The sequence below is a fragment of the Streptomyces sp. WMMC940 genome (assembly GCF_027460265.1).
In the GTDB taxonomy this organism is placed as follows: Bacteria; Actinomycetota; Actinomycetes; order Streptomycetales; family Streptomycetaceae; genus Streptomyces.
Genome location: NZ_JAPZBC010000001.1, coordinates 178,258 through 198,663, shown reverse-complemented (window position 1 = coordinate 198,663; position 20,406 = coordinate 178,258). Strand labels below are relative to the sequence as shown.

At 69.4% G+C, this 20,406-nt stretch carries 17 protein-coding genes and 5 pseudogenes; 12 read left to right on the top strand and 10 right to left on the bottom strand.

Going from position 1 to position 20,406, the window contains the following annotated elements; all coding sequences use genetic code 11:
* Positions 1–158: 158 nt before the first annotated feature.
* Both nrfD and O7595_RS01010 read right to left on the bottom strand, forming a co-directional pair.
* Complete coding sequence (gene nrfD / locus O7595_RS01015; protein WP_269726807.1) at positions 159–1,205, bottom strand: NrfD/PsrC family molybdoenzyme membrane anchor subunit; 1,047 nt, start codon at positions 1,203–1,205, stop codon at positions 159–161.
* Positions 1,202–2,248, bottom strand: a complete 1,047-nt coding sequence (locus O7595_RS01010; RefSeq protein ID WP_269726806.1) for a 4Fe-4S dicluster domain-containing protein — start codon at positions 2,246–2,248, stop codon at positions 1,202–1,204. The genes nrfD and O7595_RS01010 overlap by 4 nt, the downstream gene beginning before the upstream one ends.
* A 660-nt stretch (positions 2,249–2,908) precedes the next feature.
* Between O7595_RS01010 and O7595_RS01005 the strand changes: the two genes are divergently transcribed.
* The gene (locus O7595_RS01005) at positions 2,909–3,235 is read left to right on the top strand and encodes a plasmid stabilization protein (RefSeq protein WP_269726805.1); all 327 of its coding nucleotides are present in this window, start codon (positions 2,909–2,911) and stop codon (positions 3,233–3,235) included.
* A 283-nt stretch (positions 3,236–3,518) separates the two neighbouring features.
* Here O7595_RS01005 and O7595_RS01000 read toward each other — a convergent pair whose 3' ends face one another.
* Positions 3,519–3,761 (bottom strand): helix-turn-helix domain-containing protein, encoded by a 243-nt coding sequence (locus tag O7595_RS01000; RefSeq protein WP_332328098.1) that lies wholly within the window; start codon positions 3,759–3,761, stop codon positions 3,519–3,521.
* Positions 3,762–4,094: 333 nt separating this feature from the next.
* On the opposite strand from O7595_RS01000, the gene O7595_RS00995 reads away from it, so the two are divergent.
* Together O7595_RS00995 and O7595_RS00990 are read left to right on the top strand one after the other, a co-directional pair.
* Entirely contained in the window at positions 4,095–4,520 is a 426-nt protein-coding gene (locus O7595_RS00995; RefSeq protein WP_269726804.1) for a BrxA/BrxB family bacilliredoxin, read from the top strand.
* A gap of 121 nt (positions 4,521–4,641) precedes the next feature.
* Positions 4,642–4,929, top strand: a complete 288-nt coding sequence (locus tag O7595_RS00990; protein WP_332328097.1) for a LysR substrate-binding domain-containing protein — start codon at positions 4,642–4,644, stop codon at positions 4,927–4,929.
* 299 nt (positions 4,930–5,228) lie between these two features.
* Here the strand turns inward: O7595_RS00990 and O7595_RS00985 are convergent, their stop codons facing one another.
* Complete coding sequence (locus tag O7595_RS00985) at positions 5,229–8,000, bottom strand: CHAT domain-containing protein (protein ID WP_269726802.1); 2,772 nt, start codon at positions 7,998–8,000, stop codon at positions 5,229–5,231.
* Between the two features lie 88 nt (positions 8,001–8,088).
* Here O7595_RS00985 and O7595_RS00980 point away from each other — a divergent pair, with 88 nt between their 5' ends.
* Together O7595_RS00980 and O7595_RS00975 are read left to right on the top strand one after the other, a co-directional pair.
* Complete coding sequence (locus tag O7595_RS00980) at positions 8,089–8,454, top strand: CATRA system-associated protein (RefSeq protein ID WP_269726801.1); 366 nt, start codon at positions 8,089–8,091, stop codon at positions 8,452–8,454.
* Positions 8,444–9,991 (top strand): CATRA conflict system CASPASE/TPR repeat-associated protein, encoded by a 1,548-nt coding sequence (locus O7595_RS00975; RefSeq protein WP_269726800.1) that lies wholly within the window; start codon positions 8,444–8,446, stop codon positions 9,989–9,991. The genes O7595_RS00980 and O7595_RS00975 overlap by 11 nt, the downstream gene beginning before the upstream one ends.
* 259 nt (positions 9,992–10,250) lie before the next feature.
* Here the strand turns inward: O7595_RS00975 and O7595_RS00970 are convergent, their stop codons facing one another.
* Complete coding sequence (locus tag O7595_RS00970) at positions 10,251–11,132, bottom strand: serine hydrolase (RefSeq protein ID WP_269726799.1); 882 nt, start codon at positions 11,130–11,132, stop codon at positions 10,251–10,253.
* A gap of 631 nt (positions 11,133–11,763) precedes the next feature.
* On the bottom strand, positions 11,764–12,429 hold the full coding sequence (locus tag O7595_RS00965; RefSeq protein WP_269732325.1) for a TetR/AcrR family transcriptional regulator: 666 nt from the start codon (positions 12,427–12,429) through the stop codon (positions 11,764–11,766).
* 174 nt (positions 12,430–12,603) lie between these two features.
* Between O7595_RS00965 and O7595_RS00960 the strand changes: the two genes are divergently transcribed.
* Positions 12,604–13,635 carry a medium chain dehydrogenase/reductase family protein gene (locus tag O7595_RS00960; RefSeq protein WP_269726798.1) on the top strand — a complete coding sequence of 344 codons (1,032 nt, stop codon included), beginning with the start codon at positions 12,604–12,606 and terminating at the stop codon, positions 13,633–13,635.
* A gap of 1,563 nt (positions 13,636–15,198) precedes the next feature.
* On the opposite strand, the pseudogene O7595_RS00955 reads toward O7595_RS00960, so the two are convergent.
* Positions 15,199–15,285: pseudogene (locus O7595_RS00955) on the bottom strand (IS5/IS1182 family transposase); the annotation flags it as partial.
* Between the two features lie 258 nt (positions 15,286–15,543).
* On the opposite strand from O7595_RS00955, the gene O7595_RS00950 reads away from it, so the two are divergent.
* A complete protein-coding gene (locus tag O7595_RS00950; RefSeq protein ID WP_269726797.1) occupies positions 15,544–16,284 on the top strand; it encodes a class I SAM-dependent DNA methyltransferase in 741 nt (246 codons plus the stop codon).
* A gap of 135 nt (positions 16,285–16,419) precedes the next feature.
* On the opposite strand, the gene O7595_RS00945 is transcribed toward O7595_RS00950, so the two are convergent.
* Both O7595_RS00945 and O7595_RS00940 read right to left on the bottom strand, forming a co-directional pair.
* Entirely contained in the window at positions 16,420–16,671 is a 252-nt protein-coding gene (locus O7595_RS00945) for a hypothetical protein (protein WP_269726796.1), read from the bottom strand.
* 121 nt (positions 16,672–16,792) lie between these two features.
* Positions 16,793–17,215: pseudogene (locus O7595_RS00940) on the bottom strand (hypothetical protein); the annotation flags it as partial.
* Positions 17,216–17,346: 131 nt separating this feature from the next.
* Between O7595_RS00940 and O7595_RS00935 the strand changes: the two are divergent.
* The 5 genes and pseudogenes from O7595_RS00935 to O7595_RS00915 all read left to right on the top strand — a co-directional run bounded on the left by O7595_RS00935 (position 17,347) and on the right by O7595_RS00915 (position 19,859).
* Positions 17,347–17,832 (top strand): hypothetical protein, encoded by a 486-nt coding sequence (locus O7595_RS00935; protein WP_269726795.1) that lies wholly within the window; start codon positions 17,347–17,349, stop codon positions 17,830–17,832.
* A gap of 188 nt (positions 17,833–18,020) precedes the next feature.
* Positions 18,021–18,737, top strand: coding sequence for a Crp/Fnr family transcriptional regulator (locus O7595_RS00930; RefSeq protein WP_269726794.1), 717 nt, complete (start codon positions 18,021–18,023; stop codon positions 18,735–18,737).
* A gap of 310 nt (positions 18,738–19,047) precedes the next feature.
* A pseudogene (locus tag O7595_RS00925) lies at positions 19,048–19,192 on the top strand (transposase); the annotation flags it as partial.
* Positions 19,193–19,480, top strand: a pseudogene (locus O7595_RS00920) (transposase); the annotation flags it as partial.
* A 145-nt stretch (positions 19,481–19,625) separates the two neighbouring features.
* Positions 19,626–19,859 carry a hypothetical protein gene (locus O7595_RS00915; protein WP_269726793.1) on the top strand — a complete coding sequence of 78 codons (234 nt, stop codon included), beginning with the start codon at positions 19,626–19,628 and terminating at the stop codon, positions 19,857–19,859.
* Positions 19,860–19,969: 110 nt separating this feature from the next.
* On the opposite strand, the pseudogene O7595_RS00910 reads toward O7595_RS00915, so the two are convergent.
* Positions 19,970–20,270: pseudogene (locus tag O7595_RS00910) on the bottom strand (transposase); the annotation flags it as partial.
* Between the last annotated feature and the right edge of the window lie 136 nt (positions 20,271–20,406).

Here is a 20,406-nt window from a genome sequence, read left to right as displayed (position 1 = left end):
CTCCACGCCCCTCTCGGCTGATTCTCCCGCAGCCGGGTGGGCACGGCATCCGCTGCTCGCGCCTGTCCGACGGTCGCGGCGAGTACCCCGCAGGCCGACGCCCGGTCGCGGCGAGTACCCCACAGGCCGACGCCGAATCAAGGAGCCGAACCGACCGGTCAGCGGCCGTCGGGGCGTGCCCGCGCCTCCAGACGTTCCCGCTGCGGTACGACGGTGTACTTCGGGTCCTCGGCCGAGGCCACGCCCGCATGGAACACGCCGAACCGCAGGGCTGCCGAACCGGCCAGCAGGGCCGTGCCGGCCGTCGCGGCGAGCAGCCGCGCCCGGCCGTCCGCGCCGTCCCGGCGGCCCGCGTACGCCGCCAGCACGGCACCGCCGGCGGTGAGCACCTCGGCCGAGCGCAACTGCCATCGCTGCCTGCCCAGTCCGTACGGCTCGGCGGCCAGGCCCATGCGCCGTTTCATCAGCCGGAACGCACCCAGTTCCAGTCCCGCGCCGAGGACCGCCAGCCGGCGCGCCGGGCCGGACTCCCGCAATGGCGCGCAGGCCAGCGCGAGCCCGGCGGCCGCGGTGGCGGCCGAGCCGGCGAAGACGAACGGCATCTCGCGGTGCCCCTCGTGCCACGACGGGACCGCGGTGTCGGACAGCAGCACGGCGGTGTAGGTGGCGACGGCCGGGCCGAGGGCGGCGGCGCCCGCCGTGGCGGCGCCACCGACGATCCGGTGGCGGCCTGCTACGTCGGCGGCAGCGGCGGCCATCGTGAGCGGGGCGTAGCCGGCCAGCAGCCACGAACCCAGGTTCAGGGGGGAGGTGGGCTTGAAGACGCGCAGCATGTTCAGGAAGCGGGCGGGACGCCCCAGGTCGTGCACCAGCGCCGCCAGCGACACGGAGATCGCTCCGGCCGCGCCGAGTTTCGCGGCGCGGGCCAGGCCCGGCCTGCCCGTGACGTGGCCGCCTGCGGCCAGCAGGGAGGACGCCCCCGCGAGTCCGCCGAGGCAGAGATAGCCCGCGACGTCCAACGGCTTCCACGTCGGCCGGTTCAGGATCGGCCTGCCGTAGTACGAGGAGAACTCCACGTCGGGCACCATCGCCCGCTCGCCGTGTCCACGGCGCCGCCTCCGGCGCCCGGCATCGGCGCCCGTCGGGGCGTCGCGGCCGGGGCGCGCGCCTTCCAGCCCGTTCCGGGTGACGTCGGCCCCGCTCATCGCTGCCTCCTGGCGAAACTGACGGCGGCCATCGCGGCGAGCGAGGCGGCGGCTGCCGCCGCGTGCCGCCACATCGCGGGCAGATCGCGGGTGGTGACGACCGGGTCGGGCGGCAGCCCGTAGACCTCGGGCTCGTCCAGCAGCAGGAAGAAGGCGCCGTCACCGCCGACGCCGTCCCGCGGGTCCTCGCCGTACAGACGTGCGTCCGTGACGCCGGCCGCGTGCAGGTGCGTGACCCGGGCCGCCGCCCGCTCCCGCAACTCGTCCAGGGGGCCGAACTGGATGGAGTCGGTGGGGCACGCCTTGGCGCAGGCCGGTTCCATGCCGACGCCGAGGCGGTCGTAGCACATGGTGCACTTCCAGGCGCGGCCGTCGCCGGGGCGCTGGTCGATCACGCCGTACGGGCAGGCCGGAATGCAGTAGCCGCAGCCGTTGCAGATGTCCTCCTGGACGACCACCGTGCCGAACTCGGTGCGGAAGAGCGACCCGGTCGGGCAGACGTCGAGGCAGGCCGCGTGTGTGCAGTGCTTGCACACGTCGGAGGACATCAGCCAGCGCAGTTCGGTGCGTCCGTCGGGCGCGACGGGGGAGATCGCCCCTGCGGGCGCGTCCGCAGGGGCGGAGCCGGGCTCCGGGGCCGTGGCGTCCGGGCCGGGGGACGAGGGGGAGAGGCCCAGGTTCGTGGCGGCGGTGAAGACGTCGACGTTCTCATGGTCGACGCCGGGCTCCTGACCGCCCAGCGGCTTGCGCTGCTCGACGAAGGCCACATGCCGCCAGGTGCCGGCGCCGAGTCCCCGGGTGTTGTCGTAGGACATGCCGGTCAGTTCCAGACCGTCCTCCGGGATCGCGTTCCACTCCTTGCACGCCACCTCGCACGCCTTGCACCCGATGCACACGGAGCTGTCGGTGAAGAAGCCCATGCGCGGCGGGTGGCCGGTGTACCCGGCCGCTCGCGCCACGTCGGGCTGCGGACCGGACAGCAGGCCGTCATGGGCCGCCTCCTTGCCCGTCCCGGCCCCTTCCGCGGTGCTGTCGTCCGTCATGCCGGCGACCTCCTCGCTCACGACTCGCCGGCGTCCTGGCCGTGGCCGAACGCGTTCCCGGGCGGTGCTCACGGAACCGTGTACCCCTGTCCGTGTGCCCCTGGCGGCGACTCGTCACGCACGCGGTGCCCGTGCCGACCGGTGAGTGCCGCCCACCGGTCTGCGCGGTCCGTCCGAGGCCGCCTGCTTCCAGCAGACGTCGACGGCCGGCCGTTCGCACCCGGGCGCACCCGTTCGACGGCGTGGGGGTCGCTGAAGCCGCGTTCGAGTGCCTTCTCGGTCGAGCGCGACCCGCGGCCGTGGCCCGGACGTGCCGCGAACGAGGAAGCGACACGGCACGGACGGGCGATCGCGGTCCAGTCCGGGCCGTGGCGTGCAGGTCCCTCCAGGGCGTCGCGGACGACGCTGCTGCGGGGCCGTACCATCCATCGGCCGACCTGGGAGCCCAGACGGTGCAGGGGGTGAGCTGCGCGCGCCGGTGAGTTGGTTCGTCAGCGTCTCCGGGCCGGGCGGTGAGGGTCGGGAGAGCACCGTGAGGGTCCGGGTAGCGGACCGTGGCCGACCGGTGTGGAGTGGGAAAGGGCCGACGGCGGCGTCGAGGGAGACGCTGCCGGGTACCCGGGTCACGCAGCCGCCCGGACCAGGAAGGAATGAGGCGTCATGCCGGCAGGGTCGAGCAAGAAGCGCGAGCGTCAGTACGAGCACATCAAGGAAGGTGCCGAACAGCGCGGCGCGTCCGAGAGCCGTGCGAAGGAGATCGCCGCACGCACGGTCAACAAGGAACGGGCACGGTCGGGGGAGGCGAAGTCCTCCAGCAGGACCTCTACGCGTGATCCGAAGTCCGCCTACCAGCGGGGCGGGGAACGCTCCCACTCCGGCTCCCAGGGGCCCACGAGGGACCAGCTCTACGAAGAGGCCAAGAAGAAGAACATCGAGGGCCGCTCCAGCATGAACAAGCAGCAGCTGCGCGACGCCCTCGGCCGCTGACGCGCTCGCCACCCGGCGGACACCACGCGGCAGTCGGTCACCGTCCGTGCTCGTGCCGGCTGTCGTGCAGGGGGGAGCGAGGCAAGCCGGGTTCTGGACGTGTCCGTCGTGCGGCCGGGACGCGGACCCCCTGCTGACGGGACAGGACGGCTACCGGCCGAAGTGCGTTGAACCCGCGGTCTGCCGGAACCACCGTCGCCGACCTGCGAATTCCGATGCCCTGATCGGCTGCACCGCATGGCGGGACGCCACCGGAGGAAGGGAACAGCAGGCCTCCGGGGCCTCATCCGGCCATCCCGATGAGGACGTCGACGGTGCGCTGGTCCTGTACTCCGTAGATCTTGCAGAGGTCGCGGACGTCGCGCGGGCTGATGCGCCGCCGGCCGTTTTCCATGCTGGAGATTTTCGGTTGGGAGACCAGCAGGGAGGCCGCTGCCTGGGTCGTTGTCATGCCTTTGGCCTGCCGTAGTGCGCGGAGTGCGGCCCCCAGTTGGAGGCGCTGGTCGGGGGGCCTGGTCGCATGCACCACAGAAGTACCTCCGGCTCTGTCCTGCCCGCTAAACGAACTCACGAGTAGTTGGTTTTGAGCCAGACAGGGGAAGTGGTTCGATCGGGGATGCAGGCGTCCGTTGCGGACCGTGAGCTGTATGGCAGGGGCCGTCGTCCGGCGTATCACGGCACTTTTCGGCCACTCGTTCACCCTGACGGCGAGCTCGGGCTGAATCCTCCGTCAGGCCCGATCCGGGCGGATCCGGCCGCGGTGCACTCCTGGGCCGGGCTGGATGTGGGAAATGCTGCACGCGCAGCACAGGTGTCAGTACTCTGAGTGAGTGTTCGTAGCCCTCAGTGAGGATTGGTAATGCCGTACTCTCCACTGCTGATCAAGCCCATGCGGGAAGAGCTGACCAGCGTCGGCTTCGTCGAACTGCTGACCGCCGACGACGTCGACCGCGCCATGAAGGACGCCGGCACCGGCATGACCTTGGTGGCCATCAACTCCGTCACCGGCTGCGCTGCCGGTATGGCCCGGCCTGGTGTCCGGCTCGCCCTCTCAGGCGACGCCAAGCGACCTGACCGGCTGCTCACCGTCTTCGACGAGCAGGACGTCGAAGCCACCGCCCGGATGCGTTCCTACTTCGCGGACATCCCCCCGTCTCACCCCTCCTTCGCCCTCTTCAAGGACGGCGAACTCGTCCACTTCATCCCCCGCCACCGCATCGAAGGCCGAGACGCCCAGAGCCTCGCCGCCGACCTCGAAGCCGCCTTCAACGAGTTCGGCCAGTAACGGCCCGACCGCCGCGTGGACCGGACCCGGTCCACGCGGCTCCGCAACACGTCGGGGCTCCCGTCGACGACCGCGTGGGTGCAGCCCTTTCACTGACTTCCCCACGACCGGCTCGACGTTGGTGACGCCTGCGGTGGCCAGGCTCCGCACCGAGCGTCCGGGCGTGCCTGTCGACCTCGAACTCTGCGATCTGGATGACCCGTTCGCGGAGGTGGCGCGGGGTCGGACGGACCTGGCGCCGGTGCGGGCCGGTCGCGGTGTGCGTACCGTTCTTCTCCTGGACGACTCTTCTGCCGCCGTGCTGCCCCGGGACCGTCCGCTCGCTCGCGGGGAGGTCGTCGATCTGAACGGGCTCGCCGGTGAGCCGTGGGTCGGCAGCGAGCCGCCGGTCCTTGCCTGGAGCCGGTGATCGAGTCCTGCGTGGCGGCCGGTTTCAGTCCCGACTTCGTAGTCCGCGGTGATGACTACGCCACGCGCAGGATGCGTCGCGGCCGGTCCGGTGGCCGGTCTGATGCCGCGGCTGGGGTTGCGGGGCGGCAGCTCGGTGTCGTGGTTCGTCCGGTCCGAGGGCCCGAGCCGGTGCGGGTCATTTCGGCTTCCGTGCGGGAGGGCGACCTGGAACAGCCCGCTCTGCGCAGTCGTGGCGTGTGCACGGCCGATGCACGCGCCCGCTCGCTGACGCGCCCGTCCGCGGAGCCCCGGATCACGTCAAGGGGTGCCGACCGGGCCGACGTGGACGTACCCGGCCCACCGATCCGGGCGATCAGGCCGGGCCCGGCAGGCTTTTAGCACAGCGCTGCTCAGGGCATCGGCCGTCGCGGCTGTGGCACTGCCCGGATGGCCGTAGAAGGACCGCACGACGGCATCAGAGGCCCAGCGCTGCACCGGCCAAAGGGTGCCCACCACACGGCGCCATCCGGCATGCTGGAAGGCGCTGGCCATGGTCAGCACCTCGTCGGGGAGCAGCGGACCTCCCTGGGATGTGCTGCACGCAGCCAGGAAGGCGAAGTCTCGCGGTGCCGAGGTGTGGGGGATGTCCAGCAGCCGCAGTGGGCCGTCCGCGAGAAGCAGCGCCGCCTCGGATGGCACGTCCTGCTGCTGAGTGCCGTGGCAGGCGAAGTGCACGGTGTCAAACCGGCCCAGGGCTTCGGCAACGGCCGCAACGGTGGCCTGCGAATCGGACAGGACCTTGGGCGCACCGATGAGGCGGCGGTCGGTGGGTGGCAGCCCGTACTCGACCAGAAGGCTCCGAGCCTTCCCACGCCGTACTGGTGGACGGGTCAGCGCCTGCAGAGTAGAGGTGTAGGAGGAGACGCTCCGTTCGAGGAGGTTCTGGCCGGGTACCGGCCCATCAGGACCGTACAGGCCGGCGGCATGGAGCGGCAGCAGGGCGAATGCTCCGATCGGGCACCACACGATCCGGTCCAGCGATCTGGCCCGCTGCTCCGCCTCTGCCGCGGTGATCCAGGGACTTCCGGTCAGCTCAAGACTCGTGACGATCCGTCGTACTACGGCATCCCACTCCCATTCCAGTAGGCCGCGTAGGTGTCGGGCGAATGCCTCAGCCGACTCTGGCCCGGGAGTTGAGGTGCGGAACTCCTCGACGGCCACGGCGAGACCGGTGGCGCGCTCGTGCACTTCTTCGGGTTTCAGATCGTCGAAGACGATGGGACGGACGTTCTCCCTCGTGATGACCAGGGCTGTGCTCCGGTGCCGGTTCGCAGAGAGGTAGATGACCGTCTGGTTGCCCAGCCTCTCCCGCAGCGCTGTGATGTCGGGCAGTGCGAGCAGCGCGGCAACGGACGGATGCCGACGCAGTTCCTGCCACCGACTCGCGGCGCGTCGCAGGCCGTCAGGGGTCACGGAGACAGCCGTGTCGGGAGAGTGGAAGGCAGCCGTGCCGGTGTCCAGCGTAGCCCTGACGTCCTGGACCTCCTGGGCCAGGAGAGGATGTTCCTCCCGCAGTGTCTCCAGAGGCGAGCGCAGTTCGGCGAGGGACCTCCACAGCACTGTCCGACCCTGTTCCGCCAACGTGAGTGCCTCCTTCCAGTCCCATTCCTGACCGGCTGCCCAGCCGAAGGCGTCGCCCGTCAACGCCCCCCAGGTCGCCAGCAATCGTTCCTGGCTGGACCTGTTCATACCGGGAAAGGCCAGTTCGGACAGGAGCTCCACACAGGTCCGGTAGGCCTGTGACACCGGCTCCGGCTGCCGCAGGTCGATGGCCAGATCGATGAGCCAGCGGGCTCCCCGCAGCCGGACTGGTATCGCGACTGCGGGGTTGTCGAAGAGGGCGCGGAGCAGTTCCAGCGCAGTGGAACCGTGGCCTTCGGCCTCTGCCTCTGTCCTCGAGGTCGAGGCCGCGGCCAGATGGGCCATGGCCAGATTGAACGTGCCGACCGACCAACGCGGATCGGCCGGGTCCACATCCGCTCGTCCGAGCTCCCCGGCCTCCACGGCCTGCCTGGACAGCACGCGGGCTTGGGTCTCATTCCGTTCGGCGAGTGCCAGCTTGAAGAGTTCGATCAGGGTGTCGCACAGCGAGGCCTGGATAGACGCGCGCATCGCGGGATCGCTCCCGGCAGTGGGGGCATCCCTCTCATAGGTGGTGTATGCCCTCCCATAGGCGATGCGGGCCTGCTCCAGGCTGGTCCGTGTGCCACGGAACCTGAACCGGGTCATCAGGGCGCCGGCAAAGCCGGAGTAGATCTTGTACAGCAGCGGATGGTCCTCCGGCGTTCTTGCCAGAACGGTCTTTCCGGCCTCGACCGCTGCATCGACGTTCGGTTCGGACGGCTCGTCATGAGCGAGCCGCGCCAGTGCGGCGATCCAGTTCACACCGGCTCCGGGGAGAGACGGATCACCGGAGGGAAGGATGCGGACGGCCTGCTCGCCGTACTTCACTGCGTCGAGCAGGTCGCCTCGGTCAGCCTGCATCTCATACCTGACCCGGAGTGCATAGGAGAAGTTACCCCGCGCCCGTGCCTGGTGATCCAGCGTGCCGTGCTTGGCCGCAGTGATCGCCCCACGGCTGGCGTCCACTGCTGCGTGCAGGTGTGCGTCGGTCGGCTCGCGGATCGCCCGCCGCACGAGCAGCGCCGCAAGGTTGCATGCCGCATCGGCGCGGTGCTCGTGTGAGGCCGACGGGCCACCAGCACGTCGTGCCGCCTCAATCGCCCGAGTCAGTAAGTCAGAGTGCTCGCCCTCCGCCTCCAGCAGAAGCCCGTACACCGCTGGCAGGGCGGTGCGCAGCCCTGCCTCTGTCCGTGGGTCCTCGACCTGCTGGCCCAGAGCACGTTCCAGCCGCTCTGCGAGTTCGCGCAAGGCTGCCACCGGGCGGATTTCCCCGTCGCGGTGCACCGTGTCCCGGACCTCTTCGAGCAGTTCCCGGGCCGCGGTCGTTCGGGACGCCGATCCCCGGAGAGACGCGGCTGTGGTGTTTCCGCCCCGTTCACTGGGCGAGTTGGAGTCAGCAGCGGACATTCGATCCCCCGAGCGGTGAGCAACGGATCCGTCACAGTATCGGATGAGATGCGGGGGAGCGGATGACTCCGCTACTACCGTCATGTTTATGGCTGAACAGGATCGTGTCGTTTTCGAGGACGCCATCACACTGCTACACGCGGTTGCGGACTCCTGGCAACTACGGACACAGGGATGGAGCGATGTGGAACGGCTGGTCGACGCGATCGCGGACGGCGCTCGGATCGGCGACCACGAGGCCGTCCGCGTTGCGATGTTCGAGGTCGAGGACTACGCACCGTTGCTCGGTGTGGGGCTCGGGTCCCGCGACTCCGCTTCAGGGGACGACGATGTGCGCCCCGTGCCGGCCCCGTTGCGGGAGCGGATCAACGTTACCGTGCATGTCCTGGATGAGGCAGTCACAGGGCGGCAGAGCGAACCCCGGTCGGACGGCGAAGGCTCCCATGCTGACTGACCACTCGCTCGTGGTGCATTTGTTCGTTCCGGTAGGTGGGCCGGAGCAAGCCGTCGCCGAAGAGTACCTGCGGGTCGTCTGGCGGGCCTGTGCCGAGGAACTCGGCATGCGCCTGCCGGTCATCGGAACCGGAGTGCCTGCGGAGTTGCCCCTACGGTTGCCGGACGGCACCGGAACGATTGCGGCACGCACGGGCCTGCCACAGCACGGGTTGAATCAGGCGCTGCTGCGTCGCGACCACGACGTCCTCACCCTGTCGGTCCTGCTCGAGCCGGCTCATCCGACGAACTGGGCGGAGCTGGAGGAACGATGGACGGCCGTATTGCCTCCGCCGGACGCCGTTATCGGCGTCGCCCTGGTCTTTCTCGCCAGGCTGCGGGACGAGGCCGACCGCGCCGCGCCGTCTCGGGAGCTTGTCGCCGCCGTCCGTGCGGAAACGCCCGGTGGCGAACGGTTGGGCGGTGTCGCGGTCCACCAGGACATGGCGGTGTGGGAAACGGGCGGTGCCGACGACCGCAGGGCGGTACGGAGGCTTCTGGTGGTCGGCCCGGCACCGGCCGACGAAGAGATGAGCAGCTGGGCGTGGAACAGCGGGGATCGCGAGGGCAGTCTCGTCCCGCTGGCTCGCTATTTGCAGCACGCGGCGAAGGTCAGGTACGAGCTGCGGGTGTGGCAGGGAGGCCAGGACTTCCATGCCGTGCGGCTCCAGGTCGACGCGGCTCTGGACCGGCTGCTGGAGCTTCTGCGTCAACCGGAGTCGGCTGACGCCGAGCAGGAGGTTACCGAAGCGCAGACGCATCGCGCACGGTTGGTCATGGTCTCCAGCCGATTGCGGGAGATGCGGAGGACGGTCCAGATTGCCCGGGCCAACATGTCCAGGGCGGTGCCGTCCCTCGACGGACCGTTCGGAGACGACCACGACATGCTTGACTGGTTCGTCATGCAGCTCGATGATGACGCCGCCTACCTCGATGCCGCCCGGCAACGAGCCCACGAGGTGGACACTCTCGCCGATGCCGCTGTGCAGCGACGGTTGCTGCGGGCCCAGGAGGAGCAACGTCGACTGCTCGAGCAGCAACGTGACGACCAGCGGGCCGCACAGGAGCGGCAGCGGGTTGCGGAGCAGCAGGACCAACTCCGTCGCGAACGGATCAACCTGGTGCAGGCGGCGGTCGTCGGAACGGTACTGCTGGCACTCGCGGCCATTCAGGCGTTCTCCTACCGGGTTCCCATTCCCGGGCCGGTGCAGCCCGCTGTCATTGCCGCACTGACCTCTTTGGCGCTGTGGCTGTCCACTTTGGTGCTACGGCTGACGCTGCCCGGCAGACGGCGAGTACAGCTTGTGACCGTGTTCACGTTCGCCGTTTGGGTCGGGACTCTGACCTGGGTTGCCGTGGCTTGGAGCACCTCTGCCGGCGGCAGTTCTGCTGCGGGTCCAGGAACGACGGCCGGCGCCTGCCTCGTCGGCTTCGCCGCAGCGGCCGTTGCCGCGACAATCTTCAGACGTCTGCGCGAGCGCCAGACATCGGGAAACTGAGGCGGCGTCTGATGCAAGTTCGGATGACAGGTTCGGTCACGCGGCCTGGAGGGCCGGTGTGGTCACGACTGCCATGCACCGTGCGGGCGTCAACGCCAGTACCAAGCGGATCGCACGCCGGATGCGCGGACGAGGGGTTCCATCCTGCTTTGCCACCGTGTCCGCCTCGGACAGCGGCACGCTCCGTCACCAGCGAAAGTGGGACGGGGTCGTTGATCGGACACTCCCGGGCGGTCGTCTGGGCGGCCGGGTGGTTCGGTCAGCTTGTACGGGTGTCCACGGCGTTCCTCGTGGTGTCGAGGCCTTTGTGGATCGCGCGGGCCACCGCTTCGGTGGTGGCGATTCCTGCTGCCATGGTCTTGTTGTCGTGGGTGAGTACGGTGATGGTGTAGTCGTGGCCGTGGCCGGTGAAGGCGCCCAGGCCGTGCACCCGCCAGCCGTGTGTGGCGCGTGACAGCCAGCCGTTCTTGACGTGAAGCACCGCGGAGCTCGGCGCGCCTGCGGGTGTACCCCAGCGCTGTGAGGCGACGACCTTGTTCATCAGCTTGAGGGCGTAGGCGCGGGCCTTGTCGCTGAGCACGTTGTTGCTGCCGGTGATCAGGTTCATCAGCTTCTGCTTGTCACCGGCCGTGATCTGGGTCAGGCCCCAGTGGCCGTCGTTGCCCGGCACCGTCCGGGTCATGTCTGCCGCGGACAGAAAGTTCTTGATCTTCGGCACTCCGAGCTGCTGCCACAGCGCGGTCGTCGCGTCGTTGTCCGACTTCGTGATCATCGCGGTGGCGAGGTCGGTCTCACGCGTGGTGAGGTGGCGGTTGTGCCTGTTCCCGTCCCACAGCAGCGTCGCCAGGACGGTGACCTTGACGGTGCTGGCGGAGTCGAACTTCTGGTCCGCCCGCAGCGTGCACACCGTGTTCGTCGTGCGATCGTGCAGTGACACGGCAGTGATGGCCGTGCTGCCTCTGAGCGCGGACGTGATGTCCCGCTGCAGCTTGGCGGCCAGCCCGGCCTTCTCCGAGCTGCACTTCACCCTCGGTGCCGCCGCGACGGCGTCCGCCGCCCCGGCCCCCACGAGCAGGGGAACGGCCGTTCCGGCGACGACCGCGGCGGCCAGGACGCGCCGGGAGGTTCGTATACGCACCAAATCGTTCCACCTCTTCCTGATGTCGACCGATTTGCCTGACCAGTGTTGGCGATGGAGACATGCGATGGGGTGTGATCTCGGCCACGGAGGAGCTGGGTGGCCATGGTCGCGACCCTCGTGTCGGGTGCCTTCGGACCGCCCTACGCGGTTCCGTCCCGGGCCACGCCTTCCCGGCCCTGCCGGTCGCGGCACGGCCCGGCTGTGACGAAGAACGCATCACGCTCGCGGCCAGGTACGGCCGCTCCGAGTCTCCGCGCCGTCGCGGAGTGTCAGCCGCACGACGGGCGGGGGCGTGGGGTGCGGGAAGAGCCTGCCGCCGCTCGCCGGAGCCGGCGTCTCCGTGCTGTCCCGCTGTTCCGGGCCGCCCCCTGCCGTGGCTGCCGGCTTGCTGGAACTGCTGCAGGTCCAACCGCTCAGGACCCTCCGTCTCGTCACGTGCCCGGGGCCCTGCAGGCGCGACGTGGCCCTGGTGCGGCGTCGGCTGCACCGACAGGGCGAGGCCCGGGGGCCCTGTGGCACGAGCCCTCCGCTCCCGGCGACGGCCCGGTTCGACGAGGGCTGCGGTGCGGTACCCGTCATGCGAGGCCCGAAGGCCGTGGGGTGAGGGGGTGGGGCTGCCGGAGCGGGCCACTCACCGGGTCAGGTGGCGCAGTTCGCTCTCGTACAGTTCGGCCGCATCCAGGCCCATTCCGGTGAAGTGGCCGGCGAGTTCGAGGGAGAGGATGCCGTGCAGGCGGGTCCAGAAGAGCAGGGCGCGGCGTAGGGCGGCCGGTGCTGCGGGGTGGTCGGCGGCCCATCGGCGGTGTCCGGCGAGGTGGGCTTCCAGGTGTGCGTCGGGGTGGTCGTCGTCCGGGCTTCGCACGGCTGTGCCGGTCGGGTGGGCGGCGTCGAGGAGGGCGTCCATGATCTCTGAGGCGATCGTGGTGACGTCGTCGGGTGCGTGGTAGCCGGGGACGGGTGTGCCGTAGACGAGGAAGTAGCGCTGCGGGTCCTCCAGTGCCCAGGTGCGCAGTGCGCGTCCCGGTGCGGCCAGGTCGGTTTCCGTCGTGGCGGCGGTGCGGATGGTCTCGGCGAGACTGCGGTAGGCGTCGCGGATCAGTTCGGTGATCAACTCGTCCCGGCTGGCGAAGTAACGGTAGAGGGCGGGTCCGCTCATGCCCATCTGCTTGGCGATGGCGTTGAGGGACAGTCCCGGTGCCCCGGCGGCGGCGATCTGTTCCCGAGCGCGTTCCTTGATCTCGGCGCGTAGCTGGGCCCGGTAGCGCTCGCGTGGTGTCCCCTTGCCGGCGACGGTCATGTGGACGTCCCTTCCCCTGGTGGTCACCGGCTGACTGGAAGCCGGACGAGCCGCTCGGCACGAGCCCTGAGTTAGACCCTATTACAAACGCTCTTGACCGTCACCCGATGGAGTTATAGCCTCTAACGAACGCGTCACCGGCTAACGGGGCTGGTGGAAGTGGAAGGGGTGGTCATGAGCGTCGGAGAAATGATGGAGATCGTGCTGCCGGGCAGGGTCGAGCCGGAGGGGCTTCAGATACGCCGGGGTGCCGTTCCGGTCGCCGGGCCGGGAGAGGTCCTCGTCCGCATGGAGGCGACCGGTGTCTCGTTCGCCGAGCAGCAGATGCGCCGCGGCCGCTACTACGACCAGCCGCCCTTCCCCTTCGTGCCCGGTTACGACCTGGTCGGCACCGTCGTGGCGACCGGGGACGGTGTCAGCACCGACCTCGTCGGCACCCGGGTGGCCGCGCTGCTGAAGGTCGGCGGCTGGGCCAGCCACGTGGTCGTCGACGCCGGCGACGTGGTGCCGGTGCCCGACGGGATCGGCGCGGCCGAGGCGGAGACCCTGGTGATCAACGGCGTCACGGCCTGGCAGATGCTGCACCGCAGGGCCCGCGTCCGTGCCGGCCAAACCGTCCTGGTCCACGGCGCCAACGGGGGAGTCGGCTCGGTCCTGGTCCAACTCGCCCACGCCGCGGGCGCGAAGGTGATCGGCACAGCGTCCGCCCGCCACCACGACGCCCTGCGCGCTGAGGGGGTGACCCCGATCGACTACCGCACCGAGAACATCCCCGCCCGCGTCCGCGAACTCGCCCCCGGCGGCGTCGACGCCGTCTTCGACCACGTCGGCGGCCGCAGCGTCGTCACCTCCTGGCACCTGCTCGCCCCTGGCGGCACGCTCGTCTCCTACGGCAGCGCCTCCACCCGCGACGACGAGGGCTCCAAGCAGTGGCCCGTGCTCAAGCTGCTCGGCCGGGTATGGCTGTGGAACAGTTTGCCCAACCGCCGCCACGCCCACTTCTTCAACGTCTGGGCGGGCCGGGCCCTCAGCCGCAGCCGCTTCCAGGCCAGGCTGCGCGCCGACCTCACCAAGGTCTTCGAAGCGCTGCGGCGCGGCGAGATCACCGCGCAGATCGCCGCCGAACTGCCCCTCACCCAGGTCGCCGAGGCGATGCGGCTGGCCGAGTCCGGCACCGTCGCCGGAAAGGTCGTCCTGCACGCCTGACGCCGACCGCGAGAACGACGCACCCGCGTGCCCCGTCCCCGCACGGTCCCTTCACCCCGCGCCGCCGGCGCGAAGGCTCTCGGGAGACAGCCCCGTGCCCAGACTCCGCGCTGCGCCGGCCGTTTCCAGGGCCGGCGAAGATCCTCGGCGAGGTGCCGGGCAAGGCGGAGTCGGGTGCGGCGATGACCATCCAGGTCCACAGGTCGGTTGTGTCCGGATCGCGGCGAGCGGGCCGTCCGCGAGGTCCTGCCACCGGCCGATCGACAGGCGTGCAAGTGGCCCGCCGCACCGTCGAGCGGCTGACGACCGAGCCGGGTCTCGAAGGTCATCCGCGGCCGGCAGCGCCGCACCACCGTGCCGGAGCCGTCGGCGCCCAGGCCGCCGGACCTGGTCGACCGTGACTCCACCGCGAGCCGGCCCGACCGGCTGTTGGCGGCCGACATGTCCTATGCCCGCACCCGGACGGGATGGGTGCACATGGCGTTCGGAGGTTCTCGCGGCTCCTGACTCGTACTCCGACCGACCGCGCTGTCCTTCCTCCAGTTCCGCAGGCTCTCGGCATTCATGCCGATCTCCCGGTCGATCTTCGTCACGCCCGGAGGTCCGGACCAACGCGATCGCGTCCCGTTTGAGCTCGGGCGTATACCGCTTGCTGGTGTTGTGCTTCTTGCTCACAACCGAGGACTGCCTTCTCCGCCCGTCCCTCCCGGTATCTGTCCGGGTTCAGAGGGGAACTTCACCTCTCCAGCCTGTGTTGCGCTACTGACGCGATTCGACCGTACGTTGGGCCGTTGAGCTGATGATTCAGCGTGCCTCGCTTGGCCGGTGACCGCCATTGCCTGACCATGAGCGTGGAAGACGTCGGAGGACGTGCCCTGTGGCGCCTGGGGATGCGCCGACTACGAAAGCAGCTCCGCCATGTGTGCTGGACCCCGACTCCGGTCCCTCTCCCGAGGTACGACAGTACTGACCGGTGGCCTCTTGGTCTCGACGGCTCTGTTGACCATGGTCACTCCGGCGCTGGCCGCCGTTCCGGCTCACGGGACGGCGGCTCAGGCACCCGCGGCGCCGGTATCAGAAGACGACCGGTGCGACAGACACCCCTACGACGGCTCTCCCGCGCTTGCACTCGGCGACCGAGACAAGTGCAGGGGCAAAGCCGGTCCGCCCGGCCCGCCCGGCCCGCCTGGTCCGCCTGGTCCGCCTGGAGTGTCCGGCTACCAACAGGTCGCCAACACACAGACATGCGGTGCCGACGCCTTCTGCACGTTCACCGCGGCCTGTCCGCCTGGGACGGTGGTCACAGGCGGCGGCCTCAACACCAACACCTTTATCAGTAGCGGTGTGTACCTCTATGAGTCCGGACCGATCAGCAACACCACGTGGAGAAGCACCATCCGCAACACCACCGGGTCCTCATTCAGCGTTACCGTCCGGGCCATCTGCGCCAACGCCAGCTGAGGGCCCGTCAATCGGGAGTGTCTCATCAGCGACTCCGGCTCACTCCTGGGGGTGACGGAGAGTCGTGAGGCCGTCGACCTTCTTGTGAAGCACGTCAACGAGGCGGTCACTGCCGCGGGTGACGATGAGCATCGTGAGCCACTCGACGAGTGCATGGGGCAGGTCGAGTACGGCACGATGAGGAAACAACACGGCTCCACAACTGACGAGTTGCCGGTTGGTGCGCGCGTCGAAGGTGTACGTGCGCTCGGTGCACTGGGTGCTGTAGGAATTCCCAACGAAATGATCTCCAAGGTGGTTGGATCACTCCTGAGTGGTGATCCGGGGTGCGGGGTGTTCGGCCGGGGCCGCGGGAAGGCGACGACCAGCTGTGGGCGGTGCACGCTGCGCCGCGGAGAACGCAAATGCGTCGACAGCGCCCCTCGGCGCCCGGCAAAGTGGCCGTCCGTGACGAGCAGTGAACTGTGGACCCGTGCGACCGCCGACCGCTACGACGCCGAGGAGACCGAAGCGTCCTCGGCTGCCGTTCTCGGACCGACCCTCGCTTTCCTCGCCGAGCTCGCCGGAGACGGCCGGGCACTGGAGTTCGCCATCGGAACCGGACGAGTGGGAGTCCCGCTCCGGGAACGCGGCGTGCCGGTAGTGGGCATCGAACTGTCCGAGCACATGGCAGCGGTGCTGCGGCGCAAGATCGACGAGGACACGCTCCCGGTGGCCATCGGGGACATGGCTACCACCGTTGTTCCCGGTGAGTTCACCCTGGTCTATCTCGTCTACAACACCATCACGAACCTGCTCACGCAGGACGAGCAGGTCGAGTGCTTCCGCAACGCCGCACGGCATCTGGAGCCCGGCGGCCGATTCGTCATCGAGCTGGGTGTGCCGCCACTGCGGTTCCTCCCGCCCGGCCAGGTCGCGGTGCCGTTCGATGTCTCCGAGCAGCATCTCGGCTTCGACACCTTCGACCTGGTCGAGCAGATACTGGTCTCGCACCACCTCACCCGCGACGGCGAAGACGACCGTTACCGCCGAGACAACTCCCGGCACCGGTACGCCTGGCCGGCAGAGCTCGACCTGATGGCACGGATCGCTGGGCTCGAGCTGGAACGTCGCGTCGCGGACTGGGGCGGGGCGCCGTTCACCCAGGACTCCGCGAAGCACATCTCCGTGTGGCGCAAGCCGACCTGAGGTCGGCCGCCGGGCCGTCGACGTAGGCCGTGGTTGTCTTTGACTTCTACTGGGAGCCCAGGCGTCGCCGGCAGATCGGTGCGCATCCGAGGGTGAGGAAGGCCTCGTGGATGTCGTCGCGTATCTCCCAGCGGATCAGCAGGCGGCGAACCAGTGCAGGTGGGCGAATGCTCGCTCTACGACCCGGCGTCGGGTGCCCAGGCCGGAGCCATGCTCGGTGCCCCGGCGGGCGATCAGCGGCTTTACGCGGAGATCCCGGACGAGGCGGCGGTACTTGTCGTGGTCGTAGCAGCGTTCGCCCAGCACCCCGTCCAGGCGGTGCCGGGGCCGGTCGCGCTTGCCCCGCACCGGCAGTACCGCCTGCAGCAGGGGCGCGTTGTCGGACACCTTGACCGGACGGCTGAGCAGCCGTACTCGGTGTTGGTGGCGCCGCCGTCGGCGTCGGTGTACGAGATCAGGCGGCCGAGCTTGTCGAACGCCTCGGTGATGGTCCCGCCGGTCGGGTCGCGTCGGCCCGCTCGGTGGAGGCGAAATGGGCGATGCCCCGTTCCGACTGGGTGGTCCGGTCGGCGGCGGTCAGGCCGAGAGCCAACGCGCGGTCGGCCGCCGAGAGCTCGCGCACGGTGTTGCCGAAGCGGTCGTACTCGGTGGTGGTGACATGACCGCCGGGAGAGGAGGAACTGACCTCGTGGCCGGAGACGGCGAGGTAGTGCACCGAGGCGCGGGCGTAGTCGCCCGAGCCCGGCGAGGAGCCGCCGTGCGGGGCAGGGACCGCGTCCGCCGGGAAGACGGCGGTGGCGTCGGTCGGGGCGCCGAGCCGGCTCCAGGCCTTCACGTTCGCCGTCCCCATCGCGTACGGGGCAGCGCCGCCGGTCAGCGGTACGTCGTACACCACGGAGGTGGCGGCGGTGCCGGACTCGACGTCCGCGGTGACCGCAGGCCACCCAGGCGGCCCGGCGATCTACTGTCGGGTACGTAAGCGCCGTCACATACCTGCCTGTGCCCTGGGTCCTAGCGTCAGCGACGAGAACAGAATGTGACCGAATGAGGGAGGAGGTCGCCATGGTCACCACTGCGCAAGCTTCTCCGAAGGCGGCTGCGATCCCGGCGTTCGCGGTGTGGGGTGCCGTGGCAGGACTGGCCGGCGGCATCGGGATGGGCATCTGGATGTCGGTGTCCCGGCCGATGATGGACACGGCGATGATCACCATGGTCGCGGGGCTCCTCGGCTCCACCAACGCCTTCGCCGGCTGGCTGGTACATCTGGCCATCGCCACTTTCGCCGGCATTGCCTTCGGCGTGGTGCTTGGGCAGTTCGCCCAGCGCATCGCCCCCGCCGTAGTCCTCGGCCTCGCCTACGGTGCGGTGTGGTGGACCGTAGGCGCTCTGTGGATCATGCCCGCCAATATGGGCATGCCCGTCTTCGCATGGAACGATGTCACCGCCTCCAGCCTCGGCGCCCACCTTGTCTTCGGGCTTCTGGCCGGAGCGACGTTCGCGTGCATCGCTCAAGCGGCGGGTAGGCACGTCGGCCCGGCCCGTCAATGAACCGCGAGGCTGCCGCGTCAACCCCCAGCCCCGCGGCCCTACCGCCGGGCGTGGCACCGCGCCGCATGGCCGTCTACGGAGGTGCGGTGCCCTACTGTCTGGCCAGCAACGCCGAGGCGCTGGCCAGACCGGCATGGGGCGCCGCCCCACCACCATGGGCACCGGGACGACGCGAGGAGACGCACCACATGAACCACACCGCATCGGACGACGACGCCGAGCGGACTTGGTGCCTGGCCGAGGTCGACATCTTCTGCGACCTCTCCGAGCACGAGATGGAAGCCATCGCGGCCGCGGCTCCGATGAAGACCTACCACGCGGGCGAGATCCTCTACTCGCCCACCCAGCCATCCGAAGTCCTGTTCATTCTGAAAAAGGGCCGGGTTCGCATCTTCCGTGTCTCCGCCGACGGCCGCGCGCTCACGACCGCGATCATCTCACCGAACACCATCTTCGGCGAGATGGTCCTGCTCGGACAGCACATGTACGACAACTATGCCGAAGCCCTGGACGACACCGTCGTGTGCGTCATGAGCCGCTCGGACGTACACAAGTACTTGTTGTCGGACGCCCGGATCGCCGCGCGGATCACCGCGATCCTCGGCCGGCGGCTGTCCGACCTCGAACAGCGTTTGTCCGACAGTGTGTTCAAGACCGTCGCCCAGCGTGTGGCGACCACCCTGACCACCCTGAGCACGGCCCAGCCGTCCGGCAGCGCGCTACGGCCGGGCGGACGCCACCCGCAGATCGCCCTCACCCACGAGCAGCTTGCCGCACTCGCCGGGACCTCCCGCGAAACCTGCACGAAGGTGCTGCGTGACATGGAGGAGCGAGGGCTCCTCCGGCTCGCCCGCGGCCGCATCACCGTGCTCGACCGTGAGCGGCTCCAGGACGCGGCAGGCTGACCCGGCCAAGCGTCACCAAACCGTAGGTCACCACCACGCCCGCGCCCGAGGAAGCGATCCGATCTCGCCTCCGGTTCCCGACGCACAGGAGTCTTCCATGCGCGCCCGCACAGTCCTTCCGGCCACCGTCTCCGCCGCTTTGCTGGCCCTCACCGGGTGTGGTTCAAGCGGCTCCGACGCCGCCGACGACGCGGGCGCGATCTCCCCATCAGCGTCGTCCCGGGCTGGTTGAGCCGCCGCCGTCCCGGGGACACGATTCACTGACAGCGACGAGCTTTATCCCGGTGTCCACATGCGGTCCGAGCTGCGCCTCTCCGCCCACAAGGTCGAGCAGATCCGACGCTGGGCCACCAGGAAGAACCGCGTCGAGCTGTGCTTCACCCCCGACCTATGCGTCCTGGGCCAACCCGATCGAGGCCCACTTCGGACCGCTGCGGCAGTTCACCATCGCCAACAAGCTGCGGTCGGGGAGCTCCTTCCCCGCGCTGCTGCTGGAGCGATGCCGCCGCATCGACCAGGCCCTGTACGCGGTCGTCATGGAGGCATATGACCACGGCGTCTCCACGCGGTCGGTGGACGACCTGGTCAAGGCCCTCGGCGCGGACACCGGGATATCCAAGAGCGAGGTCTCGCGGATCTGCCAGGACCTGGACGGCCGGCTGACCGCGTTCCGTGCCCGGCCCCTGGACCACGTCCGCTTTCCGTACATCTACCTGGACGCGACCTACTGCAAGGCGCTCGTGATCATTCATCGCTCGAGATCCACTTTCGATACACGGCCTGGGAGCCGGCGGGTGCCGGCACTCGCATGGCTGTTCTTCAGATGCGGGACGAGGTCGATATCAGGAAGGTGATGGAGGAAGCACGGTCGCAAGGAAGGCACCAAGAGTGATGGACCACGACACGATGAAGCAGAAGTTGGATGATGCGGCGAATCAAGTCTGGGAGGCCGGAGGAGACGTCCAGGCCGGCGGCGGCAACGCGGCCTGTAGCGGCGAGGGGAAGCCCGGCGGCGGCCCCAGTCCGACAGTGAAGATGATCCTGCCGGATTCGCGGGTTCTGGACATCGCCAGGGTCGAGGCAAACGGTGGCGACATCCACGTGGTGCCGGTGGGCTCATAGGGCTGTCAACGGCCAGTTCGTTCTCCCCGGAGTGTGAGGTCCCTGGAGATCTTGGACAGTCTGGCTCCAGGAGATGCTGGACGTCACCGGTAGCTGCTCGACAGGCCAGGCCCGGCGGTGCCGGTGTACTGGTGCTGGACACCGGCGGTGTGCGTGCTTCTTCACGTCGCCGGTCTCGTCGACCACCAGGACTGCATCCTCGTCACGCAGATGCTCCAGGATGTACTCGCGCACATGGTCGGCGTCCCACCGGGCCCGGCCGAGCAGGTGCCGGATGCCGTCCGGAGTGGCCTCACCGGCCCATTCGGCGATGGTTCAGCAGTACTTGTGCGGCAGGTCCGACAGCAGCCCTCGCACGAGGTCTTCTACCCGGCGCCGGAGTTCCGCCCGCGCGCTGTCCAGCCATTCCAGCCCATCAGGACCTCGAACGCTTCCTGCCGGCGGGCAGGGTCCACGCTGTGACCAGCGGCCACCGCATGATCTTCAGTCTTCACACACCGATGATCAGCGGTGGCCGCGGCCTTTCCGCAGCAGGCCCCCGGCAAGA

Bases quoted from the DNA above. Each gene is read 5' to 3' on its own strand.
- nrfD (WP_269726807.1), bottom strand. From the start codon at position 1,205: ATGAGCGGGGCCGACGTCACCCGGAACGGGCTGGAAGGCGCGCGCCCC.
- O7595_RS01010 (WP_269726806.1), bottom strand. From the start codon at position 2,248: ATGACGGACGACAGCACCGCGGAAGGGGCCGGGACGGGCAAGGAGGCG.
- O7595_RS01005 (WP_269726805.1), top strand. From the start codon at position 2,909: ATGCCGGCAGGGTCGAGCAAGAAGCGCGAGCGTCAGTACGAGCACATC.
- O7595_RS00995 (WP_269726804.1), top strand. From the start codon at position 4,095: ATGCCGTACTCTCCACTGCTGATCAAGCCCATGCGGGAAGAGCTGACC.
- O7595_RS00985 (WP_269726802.1), bottom strand. From the start codon at position 8,000: ATGTCCGCTGCTGACTCCAACTCGCCCAGTGAACGGGGCGGAAACACC.
- O7595_RS00980 (WP_269726801.1), top strand. From the start codon at position 8,089: ATGGCTGAACAGGATCGTGTCGTTTTCGAGGACGCCATCACACTGCTA.
- O7595_RS00975 (WP_269726800.1), top strand. From the start codon at position 8,444: ATGCTGACTGACCACTCGCTCGTGGTGCATTTGTTCGTTCCGGTAGGT.
- O7595_RS00965 (WP_269732325.1), bottom strand. From the start codon at position 12,429: ATGACCGTCGCCGGCAAGGGGACACCACGCGAGCGCTACCGGGCCCAG.
- O7595_RS00960 (WP_269726798.1), top strand. From the start codon at position 12,604: ATGAGCGTCGGAGAAATGATGGAGATCGTGCTGCCGGGCAGGGTCGAG.
- O7595_RS00935 (WP_269726795.1), top strand. From the start codon at position 17,347: ATGGTCACCACTGCGCAAGCTTCTCCGAAGGCGGCTGCGATCCCGGCG.
- O7595_RS00930 (WP_269726794.1), top strand. From the start codon at position 18,021: ATGAACCACACCGCATCGGACGACGACGCCGAGCGGACTTGGTGCCTG.